This is a genomic window from Glutamicibacter sp. NPDC088483, from assembly GCF_044753145.1.
Taxonomy (GTDB): domain Bacteria; phylum Actinomycetota; class Actinomycetes; order Actinomycetales; family Micrococcaceae; genus Glutamicibacter.
This window is the reverse complement of the sequence record NZ_JBIVMP010000004.1, coordinates 254,327-277,535: the sequence shown is the minus strand read 5'-3', so window position 1 is coordinate 277,535 and position 23,209 is coordinate 254,327. Positions and strand designations below refer to the sequence as shown.

The 23,209-nt window shown below is 59.2% G+C and carries 19 protein-coding genes and 1 pseudogene; 12 read left to right on the top strand and 8 right to left on the bottom strand.

Annotated features, from left to right (window positions below):
• Positions 1 to 1,229 precede the first annotated feature (1,229 nt).
• Positions 1,230 to 2,195 (bottom strand): quinone oxidoreductase family protein, encoded by a 966-nt coding sequence (locus ACIP6G_RS10370; protein ID WP_400290092.1) that lies wholly within the window; start codon positions 2,193 to 2,195, stop codon positions 1,230 to 1,232.
• Positions 2,196 to 2,691: 496 nt separating this feature from the next.
• On the opposite strand from ACIP6G_RS10370, the gene ACIP6G_RS10365 reads away from it, so the two are divergent.
• Positions 2,692 to 4,164, top strand: coding sequence for an MFS transporter (locus ACIP6G_RS10365; protein ID WP_400289860.1), 1,473 nt, complete (start codon positions 2,692 to 2,694; stop codon positions 4,162 to 4,164).
• A 560-nt stretch (positions 4,165 to 4,724) separates the two neighbouring features.
• Here the strand turns inward: ACIP6G_RS10365 and ACIP6G_RS10360 are convergent.
• From ACIP6G_RS10360 to ACIP6G_RS10350, 3 genes and pseudogenes are all read right to left on the bottom strand, one after another.
• Complete coding sequence (locus ACIP6G_RS10360) at positions 4,725 to 5,576, bottom strand: ATP-binding cassette domain-containing protein (protein ID WP_400289858.1); 852 nt, start codon at positions 5,574 to 5,576, stop codon at positions 4,725 to 4,727.
• On the bottom strand, positions 5,573 to 5,770 hold the full coding sequence (locus tag ACIP6G_RS10355) for a hypothetical protein (protein WP_400289857.1): 198 nt from the start codon (positions 5,768 to 5,770) through the stop codon (positions 5,573 to 5,575). Before ACIP6G_RS10355 ends, ACIP6G_RS10360 begins: the two co-directional genes overlap by 4 nt.
• 11 nt (positions 5,771 to 5,781) lie before the next feature.
• Positions 5,782 to 6,975: pseudogene (locus ACIP6G_RS10350) on the bottom strand (sugar ABC transporter ATP-binding protein); the annotation flags it as partial.
• Between the two features lie 762 nt (positions 6,976 to 7,737).
• Between ACIP6G_RS10350 and ACIP6G_RS10345 the strand changes: the two are divergent.
• The 5 genes from ACIP6G_RS10345 (at position 7,738) to ACIP6G_RS10325 (ending at position 13,770) form a co-directional block, all read left to right on the top strand.
• Positions 7,738 to 8,457, top strand: coding sequence for a GntR family transcriptional regulator (locus ACIP6G_RS10345; RefSeq protein ID WP_400289856.1), 720 nt, complete (start codon positions 7,738 to 7,740; stop codon positions 8,455 to 8,457).
• 111 nt (positions 8,458 to 8,568) lie between these two features.
• The gene (locus ACIP6G_RS10340; RefSeq protein ID WP_400289855.1) at positions 8,569 to 9,708 is read left to right on the top strand and encodes a CaiB/BaiF CoA transferase family protein; all 1,140 of its coding nucleotides are present in this window, start codon (positions 8,569 to 8,571) and stop codon (positions 9,706 to 9,708) included.
• 28 nt (positions 9,709 to 9,736) lie between these two features.
• On the top strand, positions 9,737 to 10,915 hold the full coding sequence (locus tag ACIP6G_RS10335) for an acyl-CoA dehydrogenase family protein (RefSeq protein ID WP_400289853.1): 1,179 nt from the start codon (positions 9,737 to 9,739) through the stop codon (positions 10,913 to 10,915).
• Between the two features lie 96 nt (positions 10,916 to 11,011).
• Complete coding sequence (locus tag ACIP6G_RS10330; RefSeq protein WP_400289851.1) at positions 11,012 to 11,866, top strand: 3-hydroxyacyl-CoA dehydrogenase family protein; 855 nt, start codon at positions 11,012 to 11,014, stop codon at positions 11,864 to 11,866.
• A gap of 413 nt (positions 11,867 to 12,279) precedes the next feature.
• Entirely contained in the window at positions 12,280 to 13,770 is a 1,491-nt protein-coding gene (locus ACIP6G_RS10325) for a SulP family inorganic anion transporter (RefSeq protein WP_400289848.1), read from the top strand.
• A gap of 10 nt (positions 13,771 to 13,780) precedes the next feature.
• On the opposite strand, the gene ACIP6G_RS10320 is transcribed toward ACIP6G_RS10325, so the two are convergent.
• Positions 13,781 to 14,728, bottom strand: a complete 948-nt coding sequence (locus ACIP6G_RS10320) for a GGDEF domain-containing protein (RefSeq protein WP_400289845.1) — start codon at positions 14,726 to 14,728, stop codon at positions 13,781 to 13,783.
• Positions 14,729 to 14,952: 224 nt separating this feature from the next.
• On the opposite strand from ACIP6G_RS10320, the gene ACIP6G_RS10315 reads away from it, so the two are divergent.
• Positions 14,953 to 15,648, top strand: coding sequence for an EAL domain-containing protein (locus ACIP6G_RS10315; RefSeq protein ID WP_400289843.1), 696 nt, complete (start codon positions 14,953 to 14,955; stop codon positions 15,646 to 15,648).
• Here ACIP6G_RS10315 and ACIP6G_RS10310 read toward each other — a convergent pair.
• From ACIP6G_RS10310 to ACIP6G_RS10300, 3 genes are all read right to left on the bottom strand, one after another.
• Positions 15,610 to 15,831 carry a hypothetical protein gene (locus tag ACIP6G_RS10310; protein WP_286172179.1) on the bottom strand — a complete coding sequence of 74 codons (222 nt, stop codon included), beginning with the start codon at positions 15,829 to 15,831 and terminating at the stop codon, positions 15,610 to 15,612. The genes ACIP6G_RS10315 and ACIP6G_RS10310 overlap by 39 nt on opposite strands.
• Complete coding sequence (locus ACIP6G_RS10305) at positions 15,828 to 17,243, bottom strand: glycosyltransferase (RefSeq protein WP_400289842.1); 1,416 nt, start codon at positions 17,241 to 17,243, stop codon at positions 15,828 to 15,830. The genes ACIP6G_RS10310 and ACIP6G_RS10305 overlap by 4 nt, the downstream gene beginning before the upstream one ends.
• A gap of 224 nt (positions 17,244 to 17,467) precedes the next feature.
• Complete coding sequence (locus tag ACIP6G_RS10300; protein ID WP_400289841.1) at positions 17,468 to 19,081, bottom strand: AMP-binding protein; 1,614 nt, start codon at positions 19,079 to 19,081, stop codon at positions 17,468 to 17,470.
• Between the two features lie 351 nt (positions 19,082 to 19,432).
• Here ACIP6G_RS10300 and ACIP6G_RS10295 point away from each other — a divergent pair, with 351 nt between their 5' ends.
• The 5 genes from ACIP6G_RS10295 (at position 19,433) to ACIP6G_RS10275 (ending at position 23,057) form a co-directional block, all read left to right on the top strand.
• Positions 19,433 to 20,344 (top strand): LysR substrate-binding domain-containing protein, encoded by a 912-nt coding sequence (locus tag ACIP6G_RS10295; protein WP_400289840.1) that lies wholly within the window; start codon positions 19,433 to 19,435, stop codon positions 20,342 to 20,344.
• A complete protein-coding gene (locus ACIP6G_RS10290; protein WP_400289838.1) occupies positions 20,325 to 21,446 on the top strand; it encodes an enolase C-terminal domain-like protein in 1,122 nt (373 codons plus the stop codon). Before ACIP6G_RS10295 ends, ACIP6G_RS10290 begins: the two co-directional genes overlap by 20 nt.
• A gap of 11 nt (positions 21,447 to 21,457) precedes the next feature.
• Positions 21,458 to 21,736, top strand: a complete 279-nt coding sequence (gene catC / locus ACIP6G_RS10285) for a muconolactone Delta-isomerase (protein ID WP_400289836.1) — start codon at positions 21,458 to 21,460, stop codon at positions 21,734 to 21,736.
• Between the two features lie 193 nt (positions 21,737 to 21,929).
• Complete coding sequence (catA, locus tag ACIP6G_RS10280; RefSeq protein WP_388024814.1) at positions 21,930 to 22,787, top strand: catechol 1,2-dioxygenase; 858 nt, start codon at positions 21,930 to 21,932, stop codon at positions 22,785 to 22,787.
• A gap of 117 nt (positions 22,788 to 22,904) precedes the next feature.
• Positions 22,905 to 23,057 carry a hypothetical protein gene (locus tag ACIP6G_RS10275; RefSeq protein ID WP_332594567.1) on the top strand — a complete coding sequence of 51 codons (153 nt, stop codon included), beginning with the start codon at positions 22,905 to 22,907 and terminating at the stop codon, positions 23,055 to 23,057.
• Positions 23,058 to 23,209: the final 152 nt, after the last annotated feature.

Here is a 23,209-nt window from a genome sequence, read left to right as displayed (position 1 = left end):
CCTTTCGCAGCCGGCATGCGGATGGACTTCCATGCGTTCTGGCAACTGATAGCAGAATCCGGAAAGACGTTCCAACGTCGGGCGCCGCAGCGGGGATCCGCGTCGGTTGGATTGACGCAATCGATAGAGCTGCTTTTCCATCGGCGATACAGAGCACTTTGCGCCTTATTTATTATCATCTACCGGGAATCTGCCGGATGTTCAACCTTCGAAGGGCAGTTTAACTAGCCGTCGATGGCGAGGTTCCCTAGCTCGCCCGATCAACGGGTCGTAGTCATCGAGATAGGCCTGCTCCAAGCCGAGGAAGACCCCAGCGGCGATCCGTTCGGCGCGGCTACGTCAGTTGGCGGTTGCTGAGCACATTGTGTCGCTGATTTTCTCGTAGGCCTAATCTAGTAAGAGGGTTTAGGCGATCTTGTCGAAAAGGTACCAGTCGCTGATTCTGGACTTATGGAACCTCAGAAGGTGGCTGGCATAGTTTACGGGGCGCAAGGCCTCGAATTGGTGCCAAAAGGGTCAAAAGGGTCAAAAATGAAAGATGCTCGGCAGGCTCACGATATTCTGCATCAAAGATTTCCTTGGTAGAAAAATGCTCAACAGCATTAATGCCTAACGTACGTATGGACTCTGAATGGCGCGATCTATTAATAAACAAGAATTCATGATCTTCGAAACCCTTCGTGGGCGAGCCTAATAGGACATATTTTTGGTTACGACAAAACCTCTCCTAACTCTCCTTAATTCATAATAAATCATGAGTCTCGTGACACCAGATAAGACAGCAGACATGGTTATGAGGTTCGGAATTCGATCTTTAGCAAAAAATTTGTGTAGACCTGATCCTGGCCCAGAAAGTCGGGAATAATCAAGATTCTCATGGACGTAGAATCCATGAGTCGGAACTCACTGAACTGTGAATATAGACGAAACTGGTCTGGGATCGACTCGCAAGCTGTAAACCGGCCGTCCTACATCTTAATGCGACTCTTTACTGGACTGACCTTGAACAGGTGCCTTTGGTTGATCCTGCGTTTCCATTTGAGTCCACGCGACCCGGACTCGCTTGCCCAGCCACGACTGTAGATTGGCATAGAATCCGCCCCTGGCCCGCACGTAGAACGTTAAAAATCGATGCCACGTTTTCTGCCTAGACTGACGTCCAGACGGAAAACGCGGCATCATATATTCGGTCAGCAGACGACCAACAAGGACTGACCGAGCTCTAGGAGTTACGGGACCAATACAGTTTTGCCCGTTGTTTCTCGGTTTTCTAAGGCAGCATGGGCCTGCGCTGCTTCGGCTAATGGGAAGGCCCTGCCGACACGGATCTTAAGCTTGCCCTCAGAGACGAGCTGTAATACGTCATTGATACGTCGTTGGCGTTCTTGGTCGGTTCGCAGGTAGTCGCCCGTTTTTGGCCTGGTGACGTAGAGGGAGCCGTACGTGTTTAGTCGCTGCAGCTGGAATGGAGGAACCGGTCCCGAAGAGCCTCCAAAGAGCACTAGGGTGCCTCTGACCTTCAAAGATTCCAGCGAGCCATCGAAGGTGTCCTTGCCGACGCCATCGAAGACTACGTCCACACCAAGTCCCTCGGTGAGTTCACGTACTTTTGCAGCAAAGCCTTCGTATCCAATCACGAAGTCGGCACCGGCTTCCGTAGCAACCGCAGCTTTGTCCGTGGTGGAAGTAGTAGCGATAACAGTTGCCCCTGCCAACTTGCTCAGCTGAATAAGAAGACGTCCAACACCTCCGGCACCTGCATGAATCAAGACAGTATGTTCTTTGCGGACAGGGTAGCAATCAACGCTTAGGTAATGAGCGGTAATTCCCTGTGAAAGCATAGCCGCTGCTGACTCGAACTGAACGTTATCAGGAATGCGCACAGCCTTCGAAGCTTCAATTAAAGTATGGGTTGCGTAGGTCTTTTTCCCCCACATAGTGGCAACTCGATCACCTACGGAAAAGCTAGTAATACCATCCCCGACGGCTACGACGGTTCCGGCGCATTCACTACCCGGGACGAAAGGGTAATCCACCGCGTATTGACCAGCGCGACGGTAGGTTTCAATGAAATTAACACCAGTCGCACCGACTTCCACCAGTAACTGCCCAGATCCAACGGGTGGCAGTTCCATCGGCTCGTATTTCAGCACCTCTGGACCGCCAGCTTCATGGGCAACTACATTGTGCGAAATCATCTAAATTTCCTTTGTTTAACGCCAGGGATAGCTGCGCTCGACCCTGACCGACCAGAGAGTTCGGCCAGTGGCGCAGATGTTATCTTTGAGTATCCAATAAATACCTAAAGTGATCAATTGAATTTGGCACATATACCAAGATAGTAATTATAAGTATCAGAAAAAGTATGATTCATATTCTTAGGTATCCACACCCATGAAAATTCGGACTATCGACACCTCGGAGCATAACTGGACTTATATTGGTTCGCGCATATTGCTACTGTCCAATATGGGGCTCACTTGGCTTAACTAACTCAGAAGTTGAGGCGAACGAAATGTGCTCAACGAACGTCAAGGGGCACTTAGCAAACTAACAAGATAAAGAAATCGCTTTATTCCTTCCTTGTAATTTTGCGTTAGCGCACTTGAAGCAAGCTGATAAAGCGAGAATGCTCGTATCACCATCGGTAGACCCTCCGGTGCGTCATAGAACATCCAGTCGAAGTGATCCATGAACCGAGCTTCTGAAGCACACAAGTACCATTCTCCCCCAGACACAGACGTTGCATTGAACCCTGTACGCTGGCGGATTCTGGCGGTGTTACTAACTGCGCAGTTCATGTCGCTGGTAAGCGTCAGCATACTGAATGTGGTGCTACCGGCGCTTCAAACGGGACTAGATGCCACCGAATCCGATCTACAGTGGGTACTATCAGGATACGCTCTGGCCTTCGGTATAGTACTTGTCGCGGCTGGACGTATTGGTGATATCTACGGTCGAGAAATACTCTTTCTTCTTGGCATCGGCCTATTTATTAGCGCAAGCCTTGCGGCAGGACTCGCTCATGATGCATTTGCATTGAACCTAGCCAGAGTAGTACAAGGACTCGGCTCCGGGCTGATGAATCCCCAGATTATGGGGATTATCCAGCAGAATTTTAAAGGCCGGGAACGAGGACGCGCCTACGGGATGTTAGGCACGATCGCTGGGGCATCGGTAGCCGTCGGACCATTACTCGGAGGTGCATTCGTGGCACTACTGGGTACCGATCTGGGATGGAGAAGTACCTTTTGGATTAACGTGCCAATCGGCTTGTTGATCATTCTGCTTGGACTAGTTTGGTTTCCCCGGGCATCATTTCGCAAACGCCGCCGGGAGCACGGAGAAGTGCCAGTACGAGATCTTGACCCGATTGGCGCGTTGCTCTTAGCCACGGGTATTTTCATGGTGCTTTTCCCTATCGTTCAAGGGCGCGAATCAACATGGGTGTGGTTCCTGAGCCCTCTGGGACCGGGCCTTATCGTGTCCTGGGTCTTTTGGGAACTGGCGTACAAGAAACGTAACCGCTCACCCATGATTAACTTAGAACTTTTTAGAATTCGCTCCTTCAGTTACGGCAGTATCGTTGGCGGACTCTACTACCTAGGCGCTACGAGCGTCTGGGTTTTGGTAGCCATATATACGCAGCAGGCGTATGATTTCAGTGCTGTTCACGCTGGTCTGCTGGGTCTTCCATCTGCCATTTTGGCTGCTTTAGGTTCAGCTTGGGCAGGTAAACGGGTTACCGATTACGGGCGAAAAATCGTTATTGCGGGAACGTATTTTGCTCTTTGCGGACTTTCCCTTAGCGTTGCGGCTATTTATCTGCACCATCTTGTTGGTTTGAGCCTCTGGTGGTTACTGCTGACTTTGTCATTAATGGGTGTTGCGCAGGGGACCATTATCTCTCCAAATCAGGCTTTGACGATGATGGAGATCCCACCTGAACATGCTGGCAGTGCCGGTGGGTTAGTCCAGACTTTCCAACGTGTCGGTACAGCAGTGGGAGTCGCGGTGATGACCGCAATATTTTACGTTGCGTTGCCATCGCTCGGTTGGGACCATGCAATGTCCATTTCCTTCGGTGCCATTGGACTCGTAATTCTTTTAACCTTGATCGTGGGAAAAATGGACCAGAGGGCTCGGGGCAAAATTACAAAATGATTTCTGTGGCCCGCTCGAGCCTGCAACCCATTTCAACCCCAGCAGACCCTTGACCGCGTGGGCCAGAAACTGCGTTTTTATAGAGTCTTGCGCAGACGGTCCAGCAGATCATTCGAATCGACATTCCCGGACCTTTCCTGACCAACATGGTTTTCGTTGGAAAACATGGCGTTCCTCTTATCCAGTGGTCTGTTTTGGTTCTTAGCTTGTGTACGTTGGCATTCCACCGCGTTCCCCTGACCCAACGCTATGCTGGCTCCCGTTCATCTTCTGCTATGCCAGTTTTACCTTGGAAATACTGGGCGTCGAGTCATGAGTAGTCAAACGTTGCAATGTCGCATTCATTTTTAGTGGCAAAGCATCTCCACATGTGGCCTCAGAGCGCAGCTTTGTAATGTATCCGCCTAATTCTTGGGCTCCTTGAAACATCTAGATACCCGAAGTGCTGTTCATCGCCAGTCCGGATATCTCGGAACTGCAAATCCTGGAACTCGCAAAACTCGATGCGTTCCGCATGCCCCGCTCTCGTCCGGATCCCTGCACACGACGTCGTCTATTGTCTAAGCCAAGGCGCTGGAAGCGAACGCGTTGGCCCGCTGCAACCGCCGTTCCTCGCGGTGGTAAGGATCCGCTGCTGGCCGCGCCGCCAGCAGCGCCCGGGTATATGGATGCTCGGGCTGCTCGAACAGTTGCTCGGTCGTGGCCTGCTCCACCAGCTGACCGGCATTCATCACGGCCACCCGATGCGAAATATGCCGCACAATGCCCAGGTCGTGGGCGATGAACAGATAGCTGACCCCGGTGGATTCCTGCAGTTCCGCCAGCAGGTTGATGATCTGCGACTGGGTGGATAGGTCCAGCGCGCTGACCGCTTCGTCGCAGACCACCAGCCGCGGCTGCAGCACCAGCGCGCGGGCGATCGCCACGCGCTGGTTCTGTCCCCCGGAGAGCTCGCCTGGATAACGATGCAGGTGCACCGGCGCCAGCCCGACCTTCTCGAAAGCGTCAGCCACCTGTTGCTTTCGCTCCGCACGGCTGCCCACGCGATGCCGGGCCAGTACTGCATGCAGACCCTGGGACACCGGCTGGCGTGGATTCAGTGAAGCGCCGGGGTCTTGGAAAATCGACTGCACATCGCGGCGGTAGGACAGCGGGGTCTTCTTGCCCAATGCGGTGACTTCGGTTCCGTCGAAGCTGATGTTGCCGCTGGCCGCTTGGACCAGCCGGAGCACTGCCTTGCCGGTGGTGGACTTTCCGGAACCGGATTCCCCCACAATGCCTAGGGTCTGACCAGGAGCAATCTCGAAGCTGACCCCGCTGACTGCGGGCTTTGCCGTGCGGGCACGCCATCCGGTGCCGTAGCGCACGCTTAAATCCTTGACGCGCAAGAGCGCAGTGCTGTTCAGATTCACCGGATCACTTCCTTCAGCTCATCGGCCAACTGGGCGCTGCGCACGCAGCGCACCTGTTCTTCCAGTGCGATCGGCCCGGCGCTGCATGCGTCGGTGGAAAAAACGCAGCGCTCTGCAAAGTGGCAGCCCTGCGGCCAGGCTCCGGCCAACGGTACCCGCCCCTCGATGGTCGGCAATCGGCCTGCCTCCCGCACCGCAGTTTGGCCAGCAGCACCTTCTGCTGATTGCCACCCGAGAGGGAGCCGACCGGCGGATTGGCTCCGATGGATACGACCCCGAAGCGCTGGCGCAATTGCGCGGCCCGGGCGTGCAGTTCCCGCCAGTTGACCAGCTTCCTTCGCTCAGTGCGGTCCTTGGCCATCAGGATGTTCTCATCGATACTCAGCCCGCCCACCAGCCCGTAGCCCAGTCGGTTCCCGGCAATGCAGCGCAGTCCGCTGCGCAACGACGCAGTGATGCTGCCTGGCCGGACCAGCGCGCCATTCACATGCAGGGTTCCAGCGTCCGGCTTCAGCCGTCCGGAGAGCACCTCGAAGAGCAGCGACTGCCCGTCCCCCGCAGGCCCGAGCACGGCCGTTACCTGCCCCGCCCGAGCGACGAACCCGAGATCCTTGAGCCGGTGGCCAACGCATATGCCGGACAGCTCCAGCTTCCCCTCCCCCGCCTCGCGCTCAATGGCAGGCCGGTCCGAAACCACATGATCCCCGACCATCGCGTAGATCAGCTGCGCCATCTCCAGTTGGGCATTCTCCACAGTCAGCTGCCATTTGGCATCGCGCAGCACCGTGATCCGGTCAGCCAGCTCGAGGATCTCCTCCAAGTGATGGGAAATGTAGACAACCGTCTTGCCCTGCGCGCGCAGCCGCTTGACCAATGCCCGAACCTCGACCGCGGCATGTCCCCCGAGGGCTGCTGTCGGCTCATCGAGAATGAGCACCCGGCCGCCGCGATGCACTTCGCGCGCGATCTCCACCATGGTTTGCTCGGCAGCGCTGAGCGTCCCGGTGATCGCGTCGACATCGATCTGGATGCCGATTTCAGCCAGCGCCGTACGGGCCACCTGCCGCACCGCTTTCCAGTCCACCACACCAGCCCTGGTTGGCAGATCGCCCATCAGCAGGTTCTCGGCCACCGAGAGCTGCAACACCAGATCGCGCCGTTGCGGAACCGTGGCAATGCCCAATTCACGGGCCTTGCGCGGGTCCAGCCCGTCCAGCTTCTGGCCGTCAATGATGATGGCGCCAGCATCCGGCCGGTGATTGCCCGAAAGCACTCCGATCAGTGTCGACTTACCGGCACCGTTCATGCCGATCAGCGCATGGACCTCCCCGGGCCGCAGGTCGAAATCGACCTGGTCCAAGGCCTTCGCGTCGCCAAAGATTTTTGTAATTCCGCGCATGGCAAGCAGCTCTTCGACGCCGTCACGCTGTTGGGAGGGATAGCGATGAGCGGCAATCCGCCCACCTTGCTCGACTTCCATACTTTTGTTCATGCCTGCAGCTTCCAAGGCTCGTGATCCGCAGAGCCGCGAGTCGCAGCACCCTGTCCTTCACACCAAGGACAGGAAAACGGCTCGTGGGATCAGCAATTTCCTTACACGGCAAACCCTTAGTGTGGTTCAGCTCACTCGTGATTGATATGCAGAGATCCTATAAATATAGTTATGGGTTCAGTACCGTCTTTTTGTCATCAAATAGCTGCAGAATGGGTATCGACCGCAACGCCGATCTGGCCGGTTCGTAGATTAGCCCTGCCGAATCCATGGCCTACGCGCAGTGCCTGCTAATCTCTTCCACAGGCTGGCGCTTTAGAGTTGTAAGTACCTCATAAAGGTGCGAGTGATGACGTAGAAACTGGCACTGTCGGTCTTGCGACAGTGCCAGTTTCTGTATCCAAAACCATTTTCTCCCCCAGTTTTCGATACCAACGTGCAGTTGATACCCAGTGCCGGCACAGCTTCTGGAACTACATTGGTAAGTACCCCTTAAAGGTGCGAGTGATGATCGCTCTGTCCCAGCCGGAACCCCCAAGTTCGGCTGGGACAGTGTTTTTAAAACGACCTTTTTGGCCCATCAGATGGCCAAGGAAATGTCTGACTAGCCGAATCACAGGATTTTACGTCGCGTTGTTCCAGTTGTTAATCATGGATATGCTTCAGAACATGAGTAGCATGCAACCAATTCGGCCGAAGGTTTCCCTCACCGAGCAGGTGACCACGATGATCCGTGCCGCCATTATTTCTGGTGAAATGACCCCGGGAGAACATTACTCGGCGATTGGAATCTCAGAAAAGCTGGGAGTCTCACGCACCCCAGTACGCGAAGCGTTGCAGCTGCTGGAAAAAGAAGGCATCGTAACCGTGGCGAAAAATCGCGGGGTACGGGTGAACCAGATTTCATTGGAAGATATCGTCGAAGTCTTCCAGCTGCGATTGGCGATCGAGCCACCTGCCGCGGCACTTGGTGTACGAAATGCCAGTGAATCTGATATTGCACGACTAAAGGATCTGCATCAGCGGATGCTCGAAATTGGTGAAACTGGGGACGGCCGCGCGACCCTAGAAGCAGACAAAGAATTTCACCTATACCTATTGGGCCTTGCCAAGAACAGCAAATTGGAAGACGTCGCCGGAGAGCTACGCAACCTCGTATTAGCCCACGGCCAGACGACGGTCCCCTTCGCACGATCCAGCCAGGATCTGGCTGGAGATCGGGATGAAATCATGCAGGCCATCCTGGCTAAGGATCCCAAGGCGGCCGCAGAAGCGGTCCGCGGCCACGTCAGGCGAACAGCACAGATGCTCGTTCGGTCCGTATGCTCGCGCACCCCTGGACTAGAAGCAGAACCCTTTTTGAAACGTCTTGACGAGCTGATCATCTGAGCAATTTGCAGTAATTTCTGAATTCGCTATTGCCAAGGATTAACTACGCGACATAGAGTAGCATGCAACATGTAACTAGAAATTGTGAGTGAAATGGTGGTGTGAAAGCAAATGAGCCAACCTCTTGCCGGGATCAAAGTCATCGATCTCTCACGCATTCTGGCCGGACCGTTATGCACTATGACTCTGGCAGATTTTGGTGCAGACGTGCTGAAAGTAGAAAGCACGGCTGGAGACGAAACCCGTAGCTGGAAGCCGCCGGTTAATGCGCAGGGAATTAGCACCTACTACTGGTCCGTGAACCGAAACAAGCAGGCTGCCATCGTTGACTTTGCAGATGCTTCGGCATTGCAAGCGCTGCGCGAGCTGATCCGCGAAGCAGATGTCTTAGTAGAAAACTTCCGCCCTGGGGTTCTTGCCAAGTTCGGCCTGAACTATGAGAACCTCAAGGAATTAAACCCAACGCTGGTCTACTGCTCCATCTCAGGCTTTGGAGAAGATAAAGGCGCTATGTTGCCGGGCTTTGACCTATTGGTGCAGGCCGTCGGCGGGCTGATGAGCATTACCGGCGAACCGTCGGGACCTCCCAGCAAAGTAGGCGTGGCCCTAGTAGATGTCCTAGCCGCACAAAATGCTGTGACCGGTATCCTTTTGGCTCTGCGCGAGCGGGATACCAGCGGTGTAGGCCAACGGGTAAGCGTGAACCTGCTCAGCTCACTACTGTCGGGACTGACCAACCAATCCAGCAGCACGCTGGCCACCGGCGAATCGCCAGCTCGCATGGGCAACGCACATCCAAGCATCGCACCGTATGAAACCTTCAAATCCGCAGACGGGGTCGTGGCCATCGCCGTGGGCAACGACCGGCAATTCCGGGCACTCAGCGAACAGCTGGAACAACCCGAACTCGCCGTGGATCCCAGATTTTGTACCAACATTGACCGAGTCGCCCATCGCGAAGAGCTCAAAGAAATCATCGAGACCGCTACCGTCAGGCAATCCTCTGCTTACTGGGCATCGACTCTCATGAGCTCTGGGGTGCCTGCGGGCAAAGTCAATTCCATTGCGGAAGCCATTGAATTTGCCCAAGAACTGGGACTGGAACCGATCGCAACCATCACTGATCCGGACACCGCCGTAGTAACCAGCCAGATTGCCAGCCCCATTGGACTTTCACGGAGCCCTGCCCAATATCGAAGCGCACCCCCAGCGCACGGGGCTCACCAAGAGCTTTTAAGCCCAGTTCATTAAATATTCAGCACTTTCAAGGAGCACAACCATGAGCACTGCAACTCACCTTCTGGACCCAGCAGACCTGATCAATTTCGACTCGATGCTCGCTGCCGAAGAATTAGCGCTCCGCGATACCGTACGCGGATTCGTCAATGAGAACATCAAACCCAATATTGCCCAGTGGTACAACGACGCCGTCTTCCCGCTCGAGATCGTTCCAGAGATGGCAAAGCTCGGCCTGTTGGGAATGCATCTGAACGGTTACGGCTGCGCCGGACGTTCAGCTGTGGAATACGGTATCGCCGGGGCAGAGCTCGAAGCCGGTGATTCCGGTCTACGCACCTTCGTCTCGGTCCAGGGTTCCCTGGCCATGAGCGCCATTTACAAGCACGGCTCCGAGGAGCAGAAGCAGGAATGGCTGCCAAAAATGGCTGCGGGCGAAGCCATCGGTTGCTTCGGCCTGACTGAGCCAACAGCTGGATCTGACCCTTCGAGCATGAAGACCTTCGCCCGTCGCGATGGTGATGACTGGGTCATCAATGGCTCCAAGCGTTGGATCGGGCTCGCCAACGTGGCCCAGGTTGCCGTGATTTGGGCGCAGACCGATGAAGGAATCCGCGGCTTTGTGATCCCGACCAGCACCCCGGGCTTCACCGCAACCCCTATCGAGCAGAAGCTGTCCATGCGGGCTTCAATCCAGTGCGAGATCGACTTGGTGGATGTACGCCTGCCCGGCTCGGCTGTCCTGCCCAACGTCATCGGCTTGAAGGGCCCGTTCTCCTGCCTCAATGAGGCACGCTACGGAATTTTGTGGGGTTCCATGGGCGCTGCTCGTGACTCATTTGAAGCTGCATTGGCCTACTCTCAGGAACGTCTTCAGTTCGATAAGCCTTTGGCCGGATACCAGATGACCCAGCAGAAGCTGGTGGATATGGCCTTGGAAATCAACAAGGGATTCCTCCTGGCACTGCACATTGGTCGGCTCAAAGACGCAGGGAAGCTAGATCTGCACATGATCTCGGTGGGCAAGCTCAATAACTGCCGCGAAGCTATCGCCATTTGCCGTGAAGCACGCACCATCCTCGGCGGCAACGGGATTACCCTGGACTACTCGCCGCTGCGCCATGCAAACAACTTGGAATCGGTGCGCACCTACGAAGGCACCGATGAAGTCCACACCCTCATCCTGGGCAATAAGCTCACCGGTGTGCCGGCCTTCCGCTAAACCAGTCCCTGTTGGTCAGTGAGCACTAGGTGCAAAGCACCACAACCTGCCCTCTTGGCAAGATCCATCAACCAAGTTTTAAGTAAGGAACGCACGATGGCGATTGAACGAATTTTGGTGATTGGCGCGGGCACGATGGGGCGTCAAATCGCAATGAATTGCGCATTAAGCGGATACAGCACAGTGCTTCAAGACATTTCGAACGAAGCGCTTTCTACCGCCCGCGCTGAACTCGAGTCCTGGGCTGCGGGCCGAGTTGCTAAAGGCAAACTAGAACAGGCCACCGCAGATGCTGCCCTGCAGCGGCTAAGCCAGGAGACCGATCTGGCTGAAGCGGCAGCGGTGGCGGATTTGGTCATTGAAGCTGCCGTAGAACGGCTGGACATTAAAGAACAGATCTTTGCGTCGCTTGGCAAATATGCACCGGCTCATGCAATTTTCGCAACGAATTCCTCTACGTTCCCCTCGTCGCGAATTGCTGCGGCCACCGGGCGCCCGGAGCAGGTCTGCAATATGCATTTCTTTAATCCTGCACTGGTTATGAAGTGCGTCGAAGTTGTTCGTAACGAACAGACCAACGATGCAACCATCGAAGCAGTCTCGGCGGTGGCGACACGTCTGGGAAAGAGCCCAGTGCTAGTCAATAAAGAGATTCCTGGGTTTATTGCCAATCGCATCATGGGGGCCATAAACGCCGAAGCGCTGGATCTAGCTCAGGCTGGGATTGCGAGCATGGAAGACATTGATACCACCGCTAAAACTGCGCTTGGCCACCCCATGGGACCCTTCGAACTTATGGACATGGTAGGCCTTGATGTCATAGATTTCATCGCGCAGGCAACTTTTGCTGAAACTGGAAACGAAACCGATCTTCCGCATCCCTTAATTACTGAGAAGGTTAGTTTAGGAAAGCTCGGCCGCAAGAGCGGTGAAGGTTTCTATCTTTACTAATAAGTATCCACAGGCCGACTCAGGATGCTTCGCCTCTCATCAGCTTGGCCAGGAAAAACGCAAACCTGTTCATAATTATCGACGCTATTTTCCCGTTAGATTGTGTCGTTGACAGCTCCTAAGCCCTAGGAATACGGGCGATGTGGAGCGACCAATCTCGAGATGACGCCTAGCCCCGGCCTATTCAGTAGTCCGGGGCTCTGCAGCGGATGCTAAGTCATCTGATTCTCCATCTGCGGTGCGCCGCTGAAAACGGCCCCGCGCATCGGCCAACAAATCCAGGGTTTCTTCGCTGGCGCAGGTCCTAGGCTTTCAAGACGGCGTTTTAAACTCCTCTGCGTTACCCCCGGTGCGATACCGTAGACGGGTTCCCACTTTTCTTTCCCTGGGACAGCTGACGAAACGGAGCCCCGGTGAGTGCCGCGATCGCTGAACTGACACCCCTGCAACGACAGTCGGTGCTGCGCACCCTGAAGTCCCCGCGGCTGCTCAAAACCGAGCTGCTTGCCGGCCTGGTGGTCTCCCTGGCGCTGATCCCCGAGGTCATCGCCTTCACAGTGATCGCCGGCGTGGATCCGCGCGTGGGCATCTTCGCCTCGTTCACGATGTCCGTGGTCATCGCCATTACCGGCGGGCGACCGGCGATGATTTCGGCAGCTGCCGGCGCGGTGGCTCTGGTGGTCGCCCCGCTGGTGCGCGCCCACGGCGTGGAGTACCTCTTCGCTACCGTGGTCCTGGCCGGCGTCATCCAGGTGAGTCTGGCGCTGCTGGGCGTGGCCAAGCTGCTGCGCTTCATCCCGCGCCAGGTGATGATCGGCTTCGTCAACGGCCTGGCCATCTCGATTTTCTGGGCGCAGATGCCCGAGCTGCGCAATGTCCCGTGGATGGTCTACCCGCTGGTGATCCTGGGCGTGGCCATCGTCTGCTTCTTCCCGAAGATCACCAAGGCGGTGCCGGCTCCGCTGATCGCCATCGTGGTGCTCACCGCGATCACCATCTTTGCCAAGGTTGCCGTTCCGACCGTGGGAGAGAAGGGCGAACTGCCTGATTCGCTGCCGATCTTCCACCTGCCCGGGGTGCCGCTGGACCTGGAGACCCTGCAGATCATCGCGCCCTACGCGATCGCGGTGGCCTTCGTGGGGCTGCTCGAATCGCTGCTGACCGCCAAGCTGGTCGATGACATCACCGATACCCCGTCAAGCAAGACCCGCGAGTCCTGGGCGCAGGGCACCGCGAATATCGTCACCGGCTTCTTCGGCGGCATCTGCGGCTGCGCGATGATCGGCCAGACCATGGTGGGCGTGAAGGTCTCCGGCGGGCGCACCCGCATCTCCACCGCCTTCGCCGGCATCTTCATGCTGCTGCTCGCGGTGCTGCTCGGCGACATTGTCGCGCAGATTCCGATGGCGGCCCTGGTGGCGGTGATGATCGTGGTTTCGGCGACCACCTTCGACTGGCATTCCATCCGACCGAGCACGCTGAAGATGATGCCCAAGAGCGAAACCTTCGTCATGGCCATCACCGTGGCGCTCACCGTGATCACCAGCAACCTGGCCATCGGCGTGGGGGCGGGCATCCTCTCGGCGATGGTGCTTTTCGCCAATCGCGTGGCGCATATGGTCACCGTGGATCGCAGCGCAACCCCGGATGCCGCCGTGTACAAGGTCAACGGCGAACTGTTCTTCGCCTCCTCGAACGACCTGTACACCCAGTTCGACTACGCGCAGGACCCCGAGAAGGTCATCATCGACATGTCCGATTCGCACCTGTGGGACGCCTCGACCATCGCCGCCCTGGACTCGATCCGCACCAAGTACCAGAACTACGGGAAAACCGTGGAAATCCGCGGCCTGAACGAGGCCAGCCAGAAGATGCAGGACCGCCTGGGCGGGAAGCTGAACTAGGGCACGGAGCTCAGCTTCCCTCCGCGCTCTTTCCGCGTTCGGCCGTCCGCAGGCGCTTGGAGGAGTACATGTCCCGGTCGGCCCGGAGAATCATCGTGCTCAAGTTGTCATCCGTGCGGGCTTCTGCCGTTCCGAAGCTCCACGCCAGCGGCGATGAACACTCGATGCGCTCCATCAGCACCTGAGCCTGGCCACGGGTCGTATTTGGGAAGACCAGCACGAATTCATCGCCGCCCAAGCGGCTGACCAGGTCCCCTGCCCGCGTGGCACTGCGCAGATGCCGTACCAGTTGCTTCAAGGCAAGATCCCCGGCTTCGTGGCCGCCTTGGTCGTTGATCTCCTTGAATCCGTCCAGGTCCAGCAGCGCCACAGCCAGGGGCCTGCGGTATTTCCGGGAGGAGAGCAAGGCGGCATCGCCGCGCACGGCCAGCCCGACGCGGTTCAAGGCCCCGGTCAATGCGTCGATCTGGGTTTGCTGGCGGAACCGGCGCTTGACGTAGAGGCCGACGAACATCCCGGCGACGGTGAAGAACACCAAGCTCAGCACGTTCAACAGCCCGCTTTGGTGCTCGGTGCCCACAGCAGGGCCGGAGAACACCGAGTAGGGAATCGTGAAAGCCATGATCGGGTAGATGGTCCACCGGGTGATAGCCGGTGGAAAGAGCCACGACATGTACAGTGCGATGAGCGGAAATTCCTGGAGCCTGAACACGATCTGCTCATGGTTGACCGAAAAACCCACGAAGACCACGAAGGCCGAGAGTTCGGCCAGGGCCCCGAGATAGGCGATCCACAACGGAAAACGATCCAGCATCCACCACACGGCGATCACCAGCCCCAGCGCCCCGGCAACCCTGGCTACCGCCAGCTTCTGGAAGAGCGGAGAGCTGAAATCATTGCCCAGGTTGACCACATAGAAAAGCAGCAGGAAAACTGCCACCATCCCTGTGACAGCCACTTCCAATCGCTTGATGCGGCGGAGCCTGGCTGGAAGGAACCGGCTCCACCAAATTCCATCGTCGTTTGACCGCCGGTCCATTGTCCTCGGCATGCCATCACCCGCTTTCTCTTAAATTCATCTTAACCGCGTGATCCCGGCCAGTGGCGCGGTAAGATCTCATTCGTAGCAACAGCCTAATCAGCAATCAAGTTGCCAGCCCATACCGCCAGGTTAGGTAGTCCATGAAGTTCGTATTCCAGCCACTGATCAACCTGCGTTCCACAACGCTGCTGGGTTTCGAGGCACTGGCGCGCTTCAGCGACGGGCGCAGCCCTGACGAGCATTTCTCCGCAGCCCGCGCCGAAGGCAACCTGGTTGAACTGGAGCTTCGCGCCCTGGAGCGCATCGTCGAATCCAGCCAAGGCCTGCCCGAGGGGCTGCTGCTCACCATGAATGCTTCGGGTCCAGCGATCAGGGCGTTCGCGCACGCAGGGCCGGCACTCGATCCCCGGCTGCTCTGGGGCCTGGAACTGCACGAGCAGTCCGCGCCGGAAGTTTGCGATGCGGCCCGCATCCATGCAGATGAGCTCGGCTGCCTGCTGCTGGTTGACGATGCCGGCATCGGCTACGCAACGCGGGGGCGCATCCTCCGGCTGAAGCCGCACATCGTGAAGCTGGACCGGTCGCTTTTCCTCCACTACCTGGCATCGACGCAGGCTCGCGAACACGTTGGCATCCTGCTGGCCGCTGCCCGTGAGATCGGTGCCAGGACTCTGGTCGAGGGGATCGAAACCGGTGAGCATCTCGATCTGGCCCGCAAGCTGGACTTCGACTATGCGCAGGGCTTCTATTTCAGCCCCGGCGTCGAGCTTGCGGGCTTGCCAGCTGCGATGCATGAGCTACACGGACGCCTCGGGATCGATATTCCGGGTTTCTGAGCGCCGTTCCCGTCCCCGCGAGCTGCGGATCCGGATCACCGGCAGCAGCTTGGCCAGTCCCAGAACCAGATAGAGCACGGTGTTGATCGCGACGAACGAAGCGAGCACGGCGAACCAATCACTGAGCAGAACGCTCTCGGGAAGAATGATTCCACGTGGAATCTGGACGAGGTGATTCATCATGAGGTGCTTTCCTTACGTGCGGCGCCCGCGTGGTCGACGTGCTTCCAATCCGCGCTCCGGGCAAACGCGATATCCCCTACGCCCTTGAGGAACGCAAGGTCCAGGAAGGCGTCATAGACCAATTCCGGAATCACCAGCGCGGCGATGATCCTGGCTTTCCAGCCGCCGTGCCAGACCGTGACCACGCGCTCGACAGCGAAGAGCGCTCCAAGCAGCATCCAGAAGGGGAACCACACCCAGTTGTCCATGGAGACCAGCATGATGATCATCAGCGCGAAATAGCTGAACAGCGCGATCACGCCGTAGCCGATGCCGATCTGCTGGGCCCAGTACCGCGTGGTCTGCGGGGTGACTCCGTACGCGCCCAGGTTCTCCAAGGCGCCGCGCTGCCAGCGCAGCCGCTGCGCCCACAGCATCTTCCAGTTGGGCATCAGCTCGGTGACCACCGTGCAGTCCTGCGGCGATGTGGTCAGCGCGCCAAGGGTTTTGAGCGCAATGGTCAGTTCGTTGTCTTCGGTCAAAGCCGCCGTGTCGTAGACCTCGCCGAAGGTGCCCGGCAGCATGCTCCCGCGCGCCGCAGCCACTTCGCGCAGGGCCGTCGCGCGGAATACCGAGGCCGTACCGGTCAGCACAAAGACCCGGCCGTCGCGACGGCCGATTTCGCGTTGGTAGCGGGTGTACTCATTGCGCTGGAACTGGCCGATCAGCCCATGGCCCTCTTCTCCGTGGAACAGCCCGCCCACGGACATCAGCGCGCGGTCCCAGGTGAAGCGGTCCCGGGCGGTTGCCAGGAAATCCGCGCCGATCTGGCTGTCGGCATCCATCACCATGACGCAGTCGTTATCGCCCATCCCGGGCAGGATCGAGTGCAGCGCCTGGTTCAGCGCGCCGCCCTTCTTGTGCGTGTTCTCCACCGATTCGAACACCTCGACCCCGTGCTCGTGGGCAACTTGCACGGTCCGGTCGGTGCAGTTGTCGGCAACCACGATGACGCGCGAGGGAGCAAAGCTCTGCTCCTCCAGTGCTTTCAGGGTGTACGGCAGGGAGGCTTCTTCATTGTGCGCCGGGATCAGCACGGTCACGGTCACCGGCCCGGCGTAGATGCCCCGCGTCCGGGCCATCACCGCCTTGGGCGCCAGCGGCCGGCTCGATTTCTGGATCGGCGTCCGGCGATAGCGCCAGGTGACAAAGCGTTCGCCCAGGACCACCAGCAGCACCAGGACGACCGCTGCGGCGACGGCGAAAGCGAGGATGGACAGATCCGGCAGCTCGGTGCTGTAGAAAGTAGTCCAGAGTTTTCCGATATGGACCTCGATCGGGTTCCACATCAGCGCAGGCTTCCCGCTCATGCTCAACGACCAGGCCAAGAGCGAGGCCGCGAGAACGACGATCAAAATGACAGCGATGCCCACTAAGCGGCTGAAATGTTTCTGCAAGTACGCGCCCCATTCACGTTCGGATTCCTTGGCAACCCCTGGCCTGGACCTGATCTGGATCAGCAAATCATGCCAGGCTTGCCCAAGGCAAGCTACTTGGAAAACTAGCAGTCGGAAAAATCATCGACGCAGTATTTATGTCCAAGGTCACCTCCACCCAAAGCAACGCTGTGCCTTGCGCCCTGCCTGGTGGCATTTGGCTACAGTTCGAGCACTTTCGCCGCATCCTCGCGCAGCTGGTTCTTGCGGATCTTCCCGGTGACGGTGGTCGGGAAATCCTGCAGGATCTGCACGTAGGCGGGGATCTTGTAATGCGCCAGATGCCCGGTGCAATATTCGCCGATGGCCGCAACGTCCAGGGGTTCGCGGCCGTCCCTCATGCGGATGCAGGCGCAGATCGCCTCGCCGTACTTCTCATCGGGCACCCCGACCACCTGCACGTCCTCGATATCCGGATGCTTGTAGAGGAATTCCTCGATTTCCGCCGGGTAGATGTTCTCCCCGCCACGGATCACCATGTCCTTGATGCGGCCCACGATGGTGCAGCACCCGTCCTCGCGCATCACCGCCAAGTCGCCGGTGTGCATCCAGCCTTCGTCGTCGATGGCCGCCCGGGTCTTGTCTTCGTCGTTCCAGTAGCCGAGCATCACCGAGTAGCCGCGGGTGCAGTATTCGCCGGTTTCCCCGCGCTGCAGGGTTTCGCCGCTCACCGGGTCCACCACCTTGATTTCCACATGCGGGTGCACCCGGCCGATGGTGGAGGTGCGGCGCTCGATATCGTCGTCGCTGCGGGTCTGGCAGGAGACCGGCGAGGTCTCGGTCATGCCGTAGGCGATGGACACCCCGTCCATGCCCATCTCGTCGATGCAGCGGCGCATCACCTCGACCGGGCAGATGGATCCGGCCATGATGCCGGTGCGCAGCGACGAAAGGTCGTAGTCCTTGAAATTGGAGAGGTTCTGCATGGCGATGAACATCGTGGGCACCCCGTACAGGCCCGTGCAATTCTCCTCCGCCACCACCCGCAGCGTGGTTTCGGCGTCGAAGCCCGGGGCCGGGATGACGATGGTCGCGCCCCGGGAGGTGCAGCCCAGGTTGCCCATCACCATGCCGAAGCAGTGGTAGAACGGTACCGGGATGCACAGCCGGTCATGCTCGTCCAGATCGATCATGCCGGTGACCTGGTAGCCGTTATTCAGGATGTTGCGGTGGCTGAGCACCGCGCCCTTGGGGTAGCCGGTGGTGCCCGAGGTGTACTGGATGTTGATCGGGTCCCCGGGCTTGGTGGCCGCCAGATGCCGGGCCAGCTCCTCGTCGCTGACCTGCTCGCCCTCGCCCAGCAATTGGGCGAAGTCCCCGGTGTCCACGTAGACCACGCGTTCGAGGCTCGGGGTGTCGGCGCGGGTCGCCTCCACCATCGAACGGTAGTTGCTGGTCTTGAATTCGGAGACCGCCAGCAGCAGGCGCACCCCGGAGTGGTTGACCGCGTAGGCGTATTCGTGGGTGCGGTAGGCAGGATTGACATTGACCAGGATGACGCCGATCTTCGCGGTGGCGTACTGCGCGAATACCCATTCCGCGCAGTTAGGTGCCCAGATGCCCACCCGGTCTCCCGCCTCCAGGCCGGCGGCCAGCAGGCCCTTGGCCAGGGAGTTGATCTGCGCATCCAGTTCACTCCATGACCAACGCCGTCCGCTGGCCGCTTCGACCAGTGCTTCTGCCGGCCCGAAGCGGGCAGTGGTGCGTTCGAAGTTCGCTCCGATCGTCTCTTCGATCAGCTGCGGTCCGCTCTCGCCCTGGGCATAAGCCTTCATCTGCGTACCCCTTCATGGATCGCCTCGTCGGAATTGGCGGGGACACGAAACATGTGCCCAGCGTCACATTCACACCCTAGCCGCGAGCTGTCCCGCTGCCAAGCGCCAGGAAGGAGCCGCGCCGGTGGCCAAGTGGCGGCATGGGGCAACATGGGGCCCGTGGCAGTCCAGTGCCTCCCGGCATAATTCAACCCTGGAAATCAATCGTTGAATACAGTGCGGCCCAGTCATTCATACTTGTAGACTCTCAATCGACCCAGAATAAGTATTTCACCCTCTTGGACCGCCGCGTTAGAGTTGCCAGCAAGCGTCTTCTGCGCATTCGACGCGCGGTCCGACGATCGGAGCACCATGGACACGAGACTACTTCGCTACTTTGTCGCCGTCGCCGAAGAACGCCATTTCGGCCGCGCAGCGGCGCGCCTGCATATCGCGCAGCCCCCGCTCTCCCAGCAGATCAAGCAGCTCGAAGAGACCCTGGATACCCAGCTGCTGATCCGCACCACGCGCAAGGTGGAACTGACCAACGCCGGCGAGCTGCTGCTGCGCCGCGGACGCATCCTGCTCGCAGAGCTCGACCAGCTCTCCCGCGATGTGCGCACCGTGGGCCAAGGCGCGCTGGGCGTGCTGCGACTGGGTTCCACCGGCAGCGCCACCTCGCGCATCATGCCCAAGCTCATCGAAGCCAGCTCCCAGCAGATGCCGGGCCTGCAGCTGAACGTGCAGGGCGAAATGCTCACCCCGCAGATGGTCGAGGGACTGGTCGAAGGACGCCTGGACCTGGCCATCCTGCGCCCGCCGGTGCGCGGCACCGAGGTGGACTACATGCTGCTGGACCGCGACCACCTGGCCGTGGCGCTGCCGCTGGGCCACCCGCTCGCCGCCCACGATGAGCTGGACCTGGAACAGCTGGCTGGCGAGAAGTTCATCTGCTACCCGCCATCCTCCGCGGTGAACAACATCATCATGGACTCCTGCCGCCGCGTGGGCTTCGCCCCGCAGATCGCGCAGGTGGCCAGCGAGACTTCCACCCTGCTCACCTTCGTCGCCGCGGGCCTGGGCATCGGGTTGCTGCCCACCACGCACTACCTGCCGCACAGCAACCGGATCACCTTCCGGCCGCTGCGCAACGCACCGGCCGTCGACCTGGCGATCGCCTGGAAGGCCGGCAACGAGTCTGCGCTGGTGCGCAACTTCCTGGAACTTTGCACATTGCTCAACCCCCTAGAAAGGCTGGACCCCGATGCGAATCCAGCGGATTGAAACAATCCCCTACGCCATCCCCTACAACCACCCGCTGCGCTTTGCCAGCGGCGAGGTGCACACCGCCGAGCACGTGCTCATCCGCGTGCACACCGACGAAGGCGTGATCGGCACCGCCGACGCCCCGCCGCGCCCGTACACCTACGGCGAGACGCAGAAGTCCATCGTCGCGATCGTGCAGGATGTCTTCGCCCCGCAGCTGATCGGCCTGGAAATCATGGACCGCGCCAAGATCCGCCAGGTGCTGGATAGGACCATCCACAACCAGGTGGCCAAGGGCGCGATCGACATCGCCATCTGGGACGCCATCGGCCAGGCGCTGGGCACGCCGGTGCACAAGCTGCTCGGCGGCTTCACCGACTCGATGCGCGTGAGCCACATGCTCGGCTTCAAGCCCGCCCAGGAGCTGCTCGACGAGGCCCTGCGCTTCGGCGAGCAGTACGGAATCACCACCTTCAAGCTCAAGGTCGGCCGCCGCCCGCTCGCCCTGGACATCGAGGCCTGCCGCGTGCTGCGCGAAGGGCTGGGCGAGGACGTGGAGCTCTACCTGGACGCCAACCGCGGCTGGAGCGCGAACGAGTCCATGGAGGTGCTGCGCCAGACCGAGGGCCTTGGCCTGACCATGCTCGAAGAGCCGTGCGATGCCAAGGAAGCGATGAGCCGACGCCGCCTGGTCGAACGCTCCCCGATCCCGATCGTCGCCGACGAGTCCGCGCCCACCGCGGGCGATGCCTCGCGCGAACTGCTCTCCGGTGGCGCGAACGCAATCTGCATCAAGACCGCCCGCTCGGGCTTCACCGAAGCCACCGAAATCCTGGGCCTGTGCACCGGGCTGGGCGTGGATGTCACCATGGGCAATCAGATCGACACCCAGGTCGGCTCGCTGGCCACGGTGACCTTCGGCGCGGCCTTCGAAGCCACCAGCCGCCGCGCCGGCGAACTGTCCAATTTCCTGGACATGTCCGATGACCTGCTCGCCGAGCCGCTGCAGATCGTCAACGGCCGCATTCCGGTGCGCACCGTGCCCGGCGTGGGCGCCGCCATCGACGAATCCAAGCTGGCGCGCTACCGCCAGGACCACGTGCTTTCCACCTCGAACTAAAGGAGATCCCCATGTTGTTCCTCGCCCGTATGGACGTTGTTTTCCCGGACCACCTGACCAATGAGCAAGTCGCTGACTTCCAGGCCCGGGAAAAGGAGTACTCCGCAAGCCTGCAGCGCAGCGGCAAGATGCAGGGCATCTGGCGCGTGGTCGGCGAGTACGCGAACCACTCGCTGTACAACGTCGAATCCAACGACGAACTGCACGAAATCCTCAGCGGCTTCCCGATGTACCCGTACATTAAGATCAAGGTCACCGCGCTGGCCAAGCATCCGAATTCGCTGGCCTAGGACTTTTCCGGACCGGCGGATTCCCTCCGTGTCCCAGCCCACAAGCATTGATATTCAGAACGTTCCAATGACCGCCAAATGAGTATTTCACTTGGCATAGACGCTGCACTACATTGAATATCAATCACCCGGGATGATGGGGGTCACAGTATGGATCCGCATCCGCCACACCACATAATTTAGGGGAGTCACCATGACCACTGAAACTCCAGCAGACGCAACTGCAGCCAAGTCCGGCAACGCCGCCACCGACAGCTTCCGCAACTCCGGCAAGCTCGGCAGCATCGCGACCTCCACCGAGCGCGTGAACATGCTTGCTTCCAAGCTCGTCAAGGCCGCCAACGACATCATCCTCGAAGAGCGCGTGAGCTACGACGAGTTCAATGCCCTGAAGGCATGGTTGATCAAGGTTGGCGACGACGGCGAATGGCCATTGTTCCTGGACGTGTGGCTGGAGCACTCGGTGGAAGAGGTCGCCACCGACCACCGTGAAGGCAACAAGGGCTCGATCGAAGGCCCTTACTACGTGCCCGAAGCGCCTTCGCAGAACACCCCTGCAACCATCTCGATGCGCGAGGACGAGAAGGGCACCAACCTGCTCTTCCAGGGCCAGGTTCGCTCCACCGACGGCTCGGCGCTGAAGAACGCCAAGATCGAGCTGTGGCACGCAGACGAAGAGGGGTTCTACTCGCAGTTCGCCCCTGGCATCCCCGAGTGGAACCTGCGCGGCACCTTCATTGCTGACGAGGAAGGCAACTTCCAGATCAACACCATGCAGCCAGCCCCGTACCAGATCCCGACCGACGGCGCCTGCGGCCAGCTGATCGCCGCCGCCGGCTGGCACGCGTGGCGCCCAGCGCACCTGCACCTGAAGGTCTCCGCCGAGGGCCACGAGCTGCTCACCGCCCAGCTGTACTTCCCGGGCGATGCGCACAACGACGACGACATCGCCACCGCGGTGAAGCCGGAACTGATGCTCGACGTGCAGCCAGCAGCATCGGGCAACGGCAAGCAGGTCACCTACGACTTCGTGCTCGACCCTGTGAAGTAAGCCCCAGCGCGCCTCAACACGGCGGGGGTCCCGGCAGCATTGGCCGGACCCCCGCCGTTGCCGTACCCGGAACCTCGACGAACGGGCGAACACCCGCCAATCCAATGGGAGTGCAGCATGAATGCTTCAACACTGAACGATCCAGCCGGGAAGTTCCAGCCCCAATCCATCGCGCACCGAGCTGCCGATGCCAGTGAACCCCAGAACCACTGGGCCTGGACCGGATGGATGCCAGAAGAGGAGCACGGCATCTCGATGCTTGCCGCCTAGGGCTTCTGCCCTCAGCACTACCGACGCGAAGCCGAAGGTCCCGACAGCAATGGCGCTGACGGGACCTTCGGCGCACTTGAGGACTGACTCCAGGCAATGCGGCTGCCTGCAGCGGGCGCACTGTTCATCTGGCGGCCAGCTAGCTTGCTCGG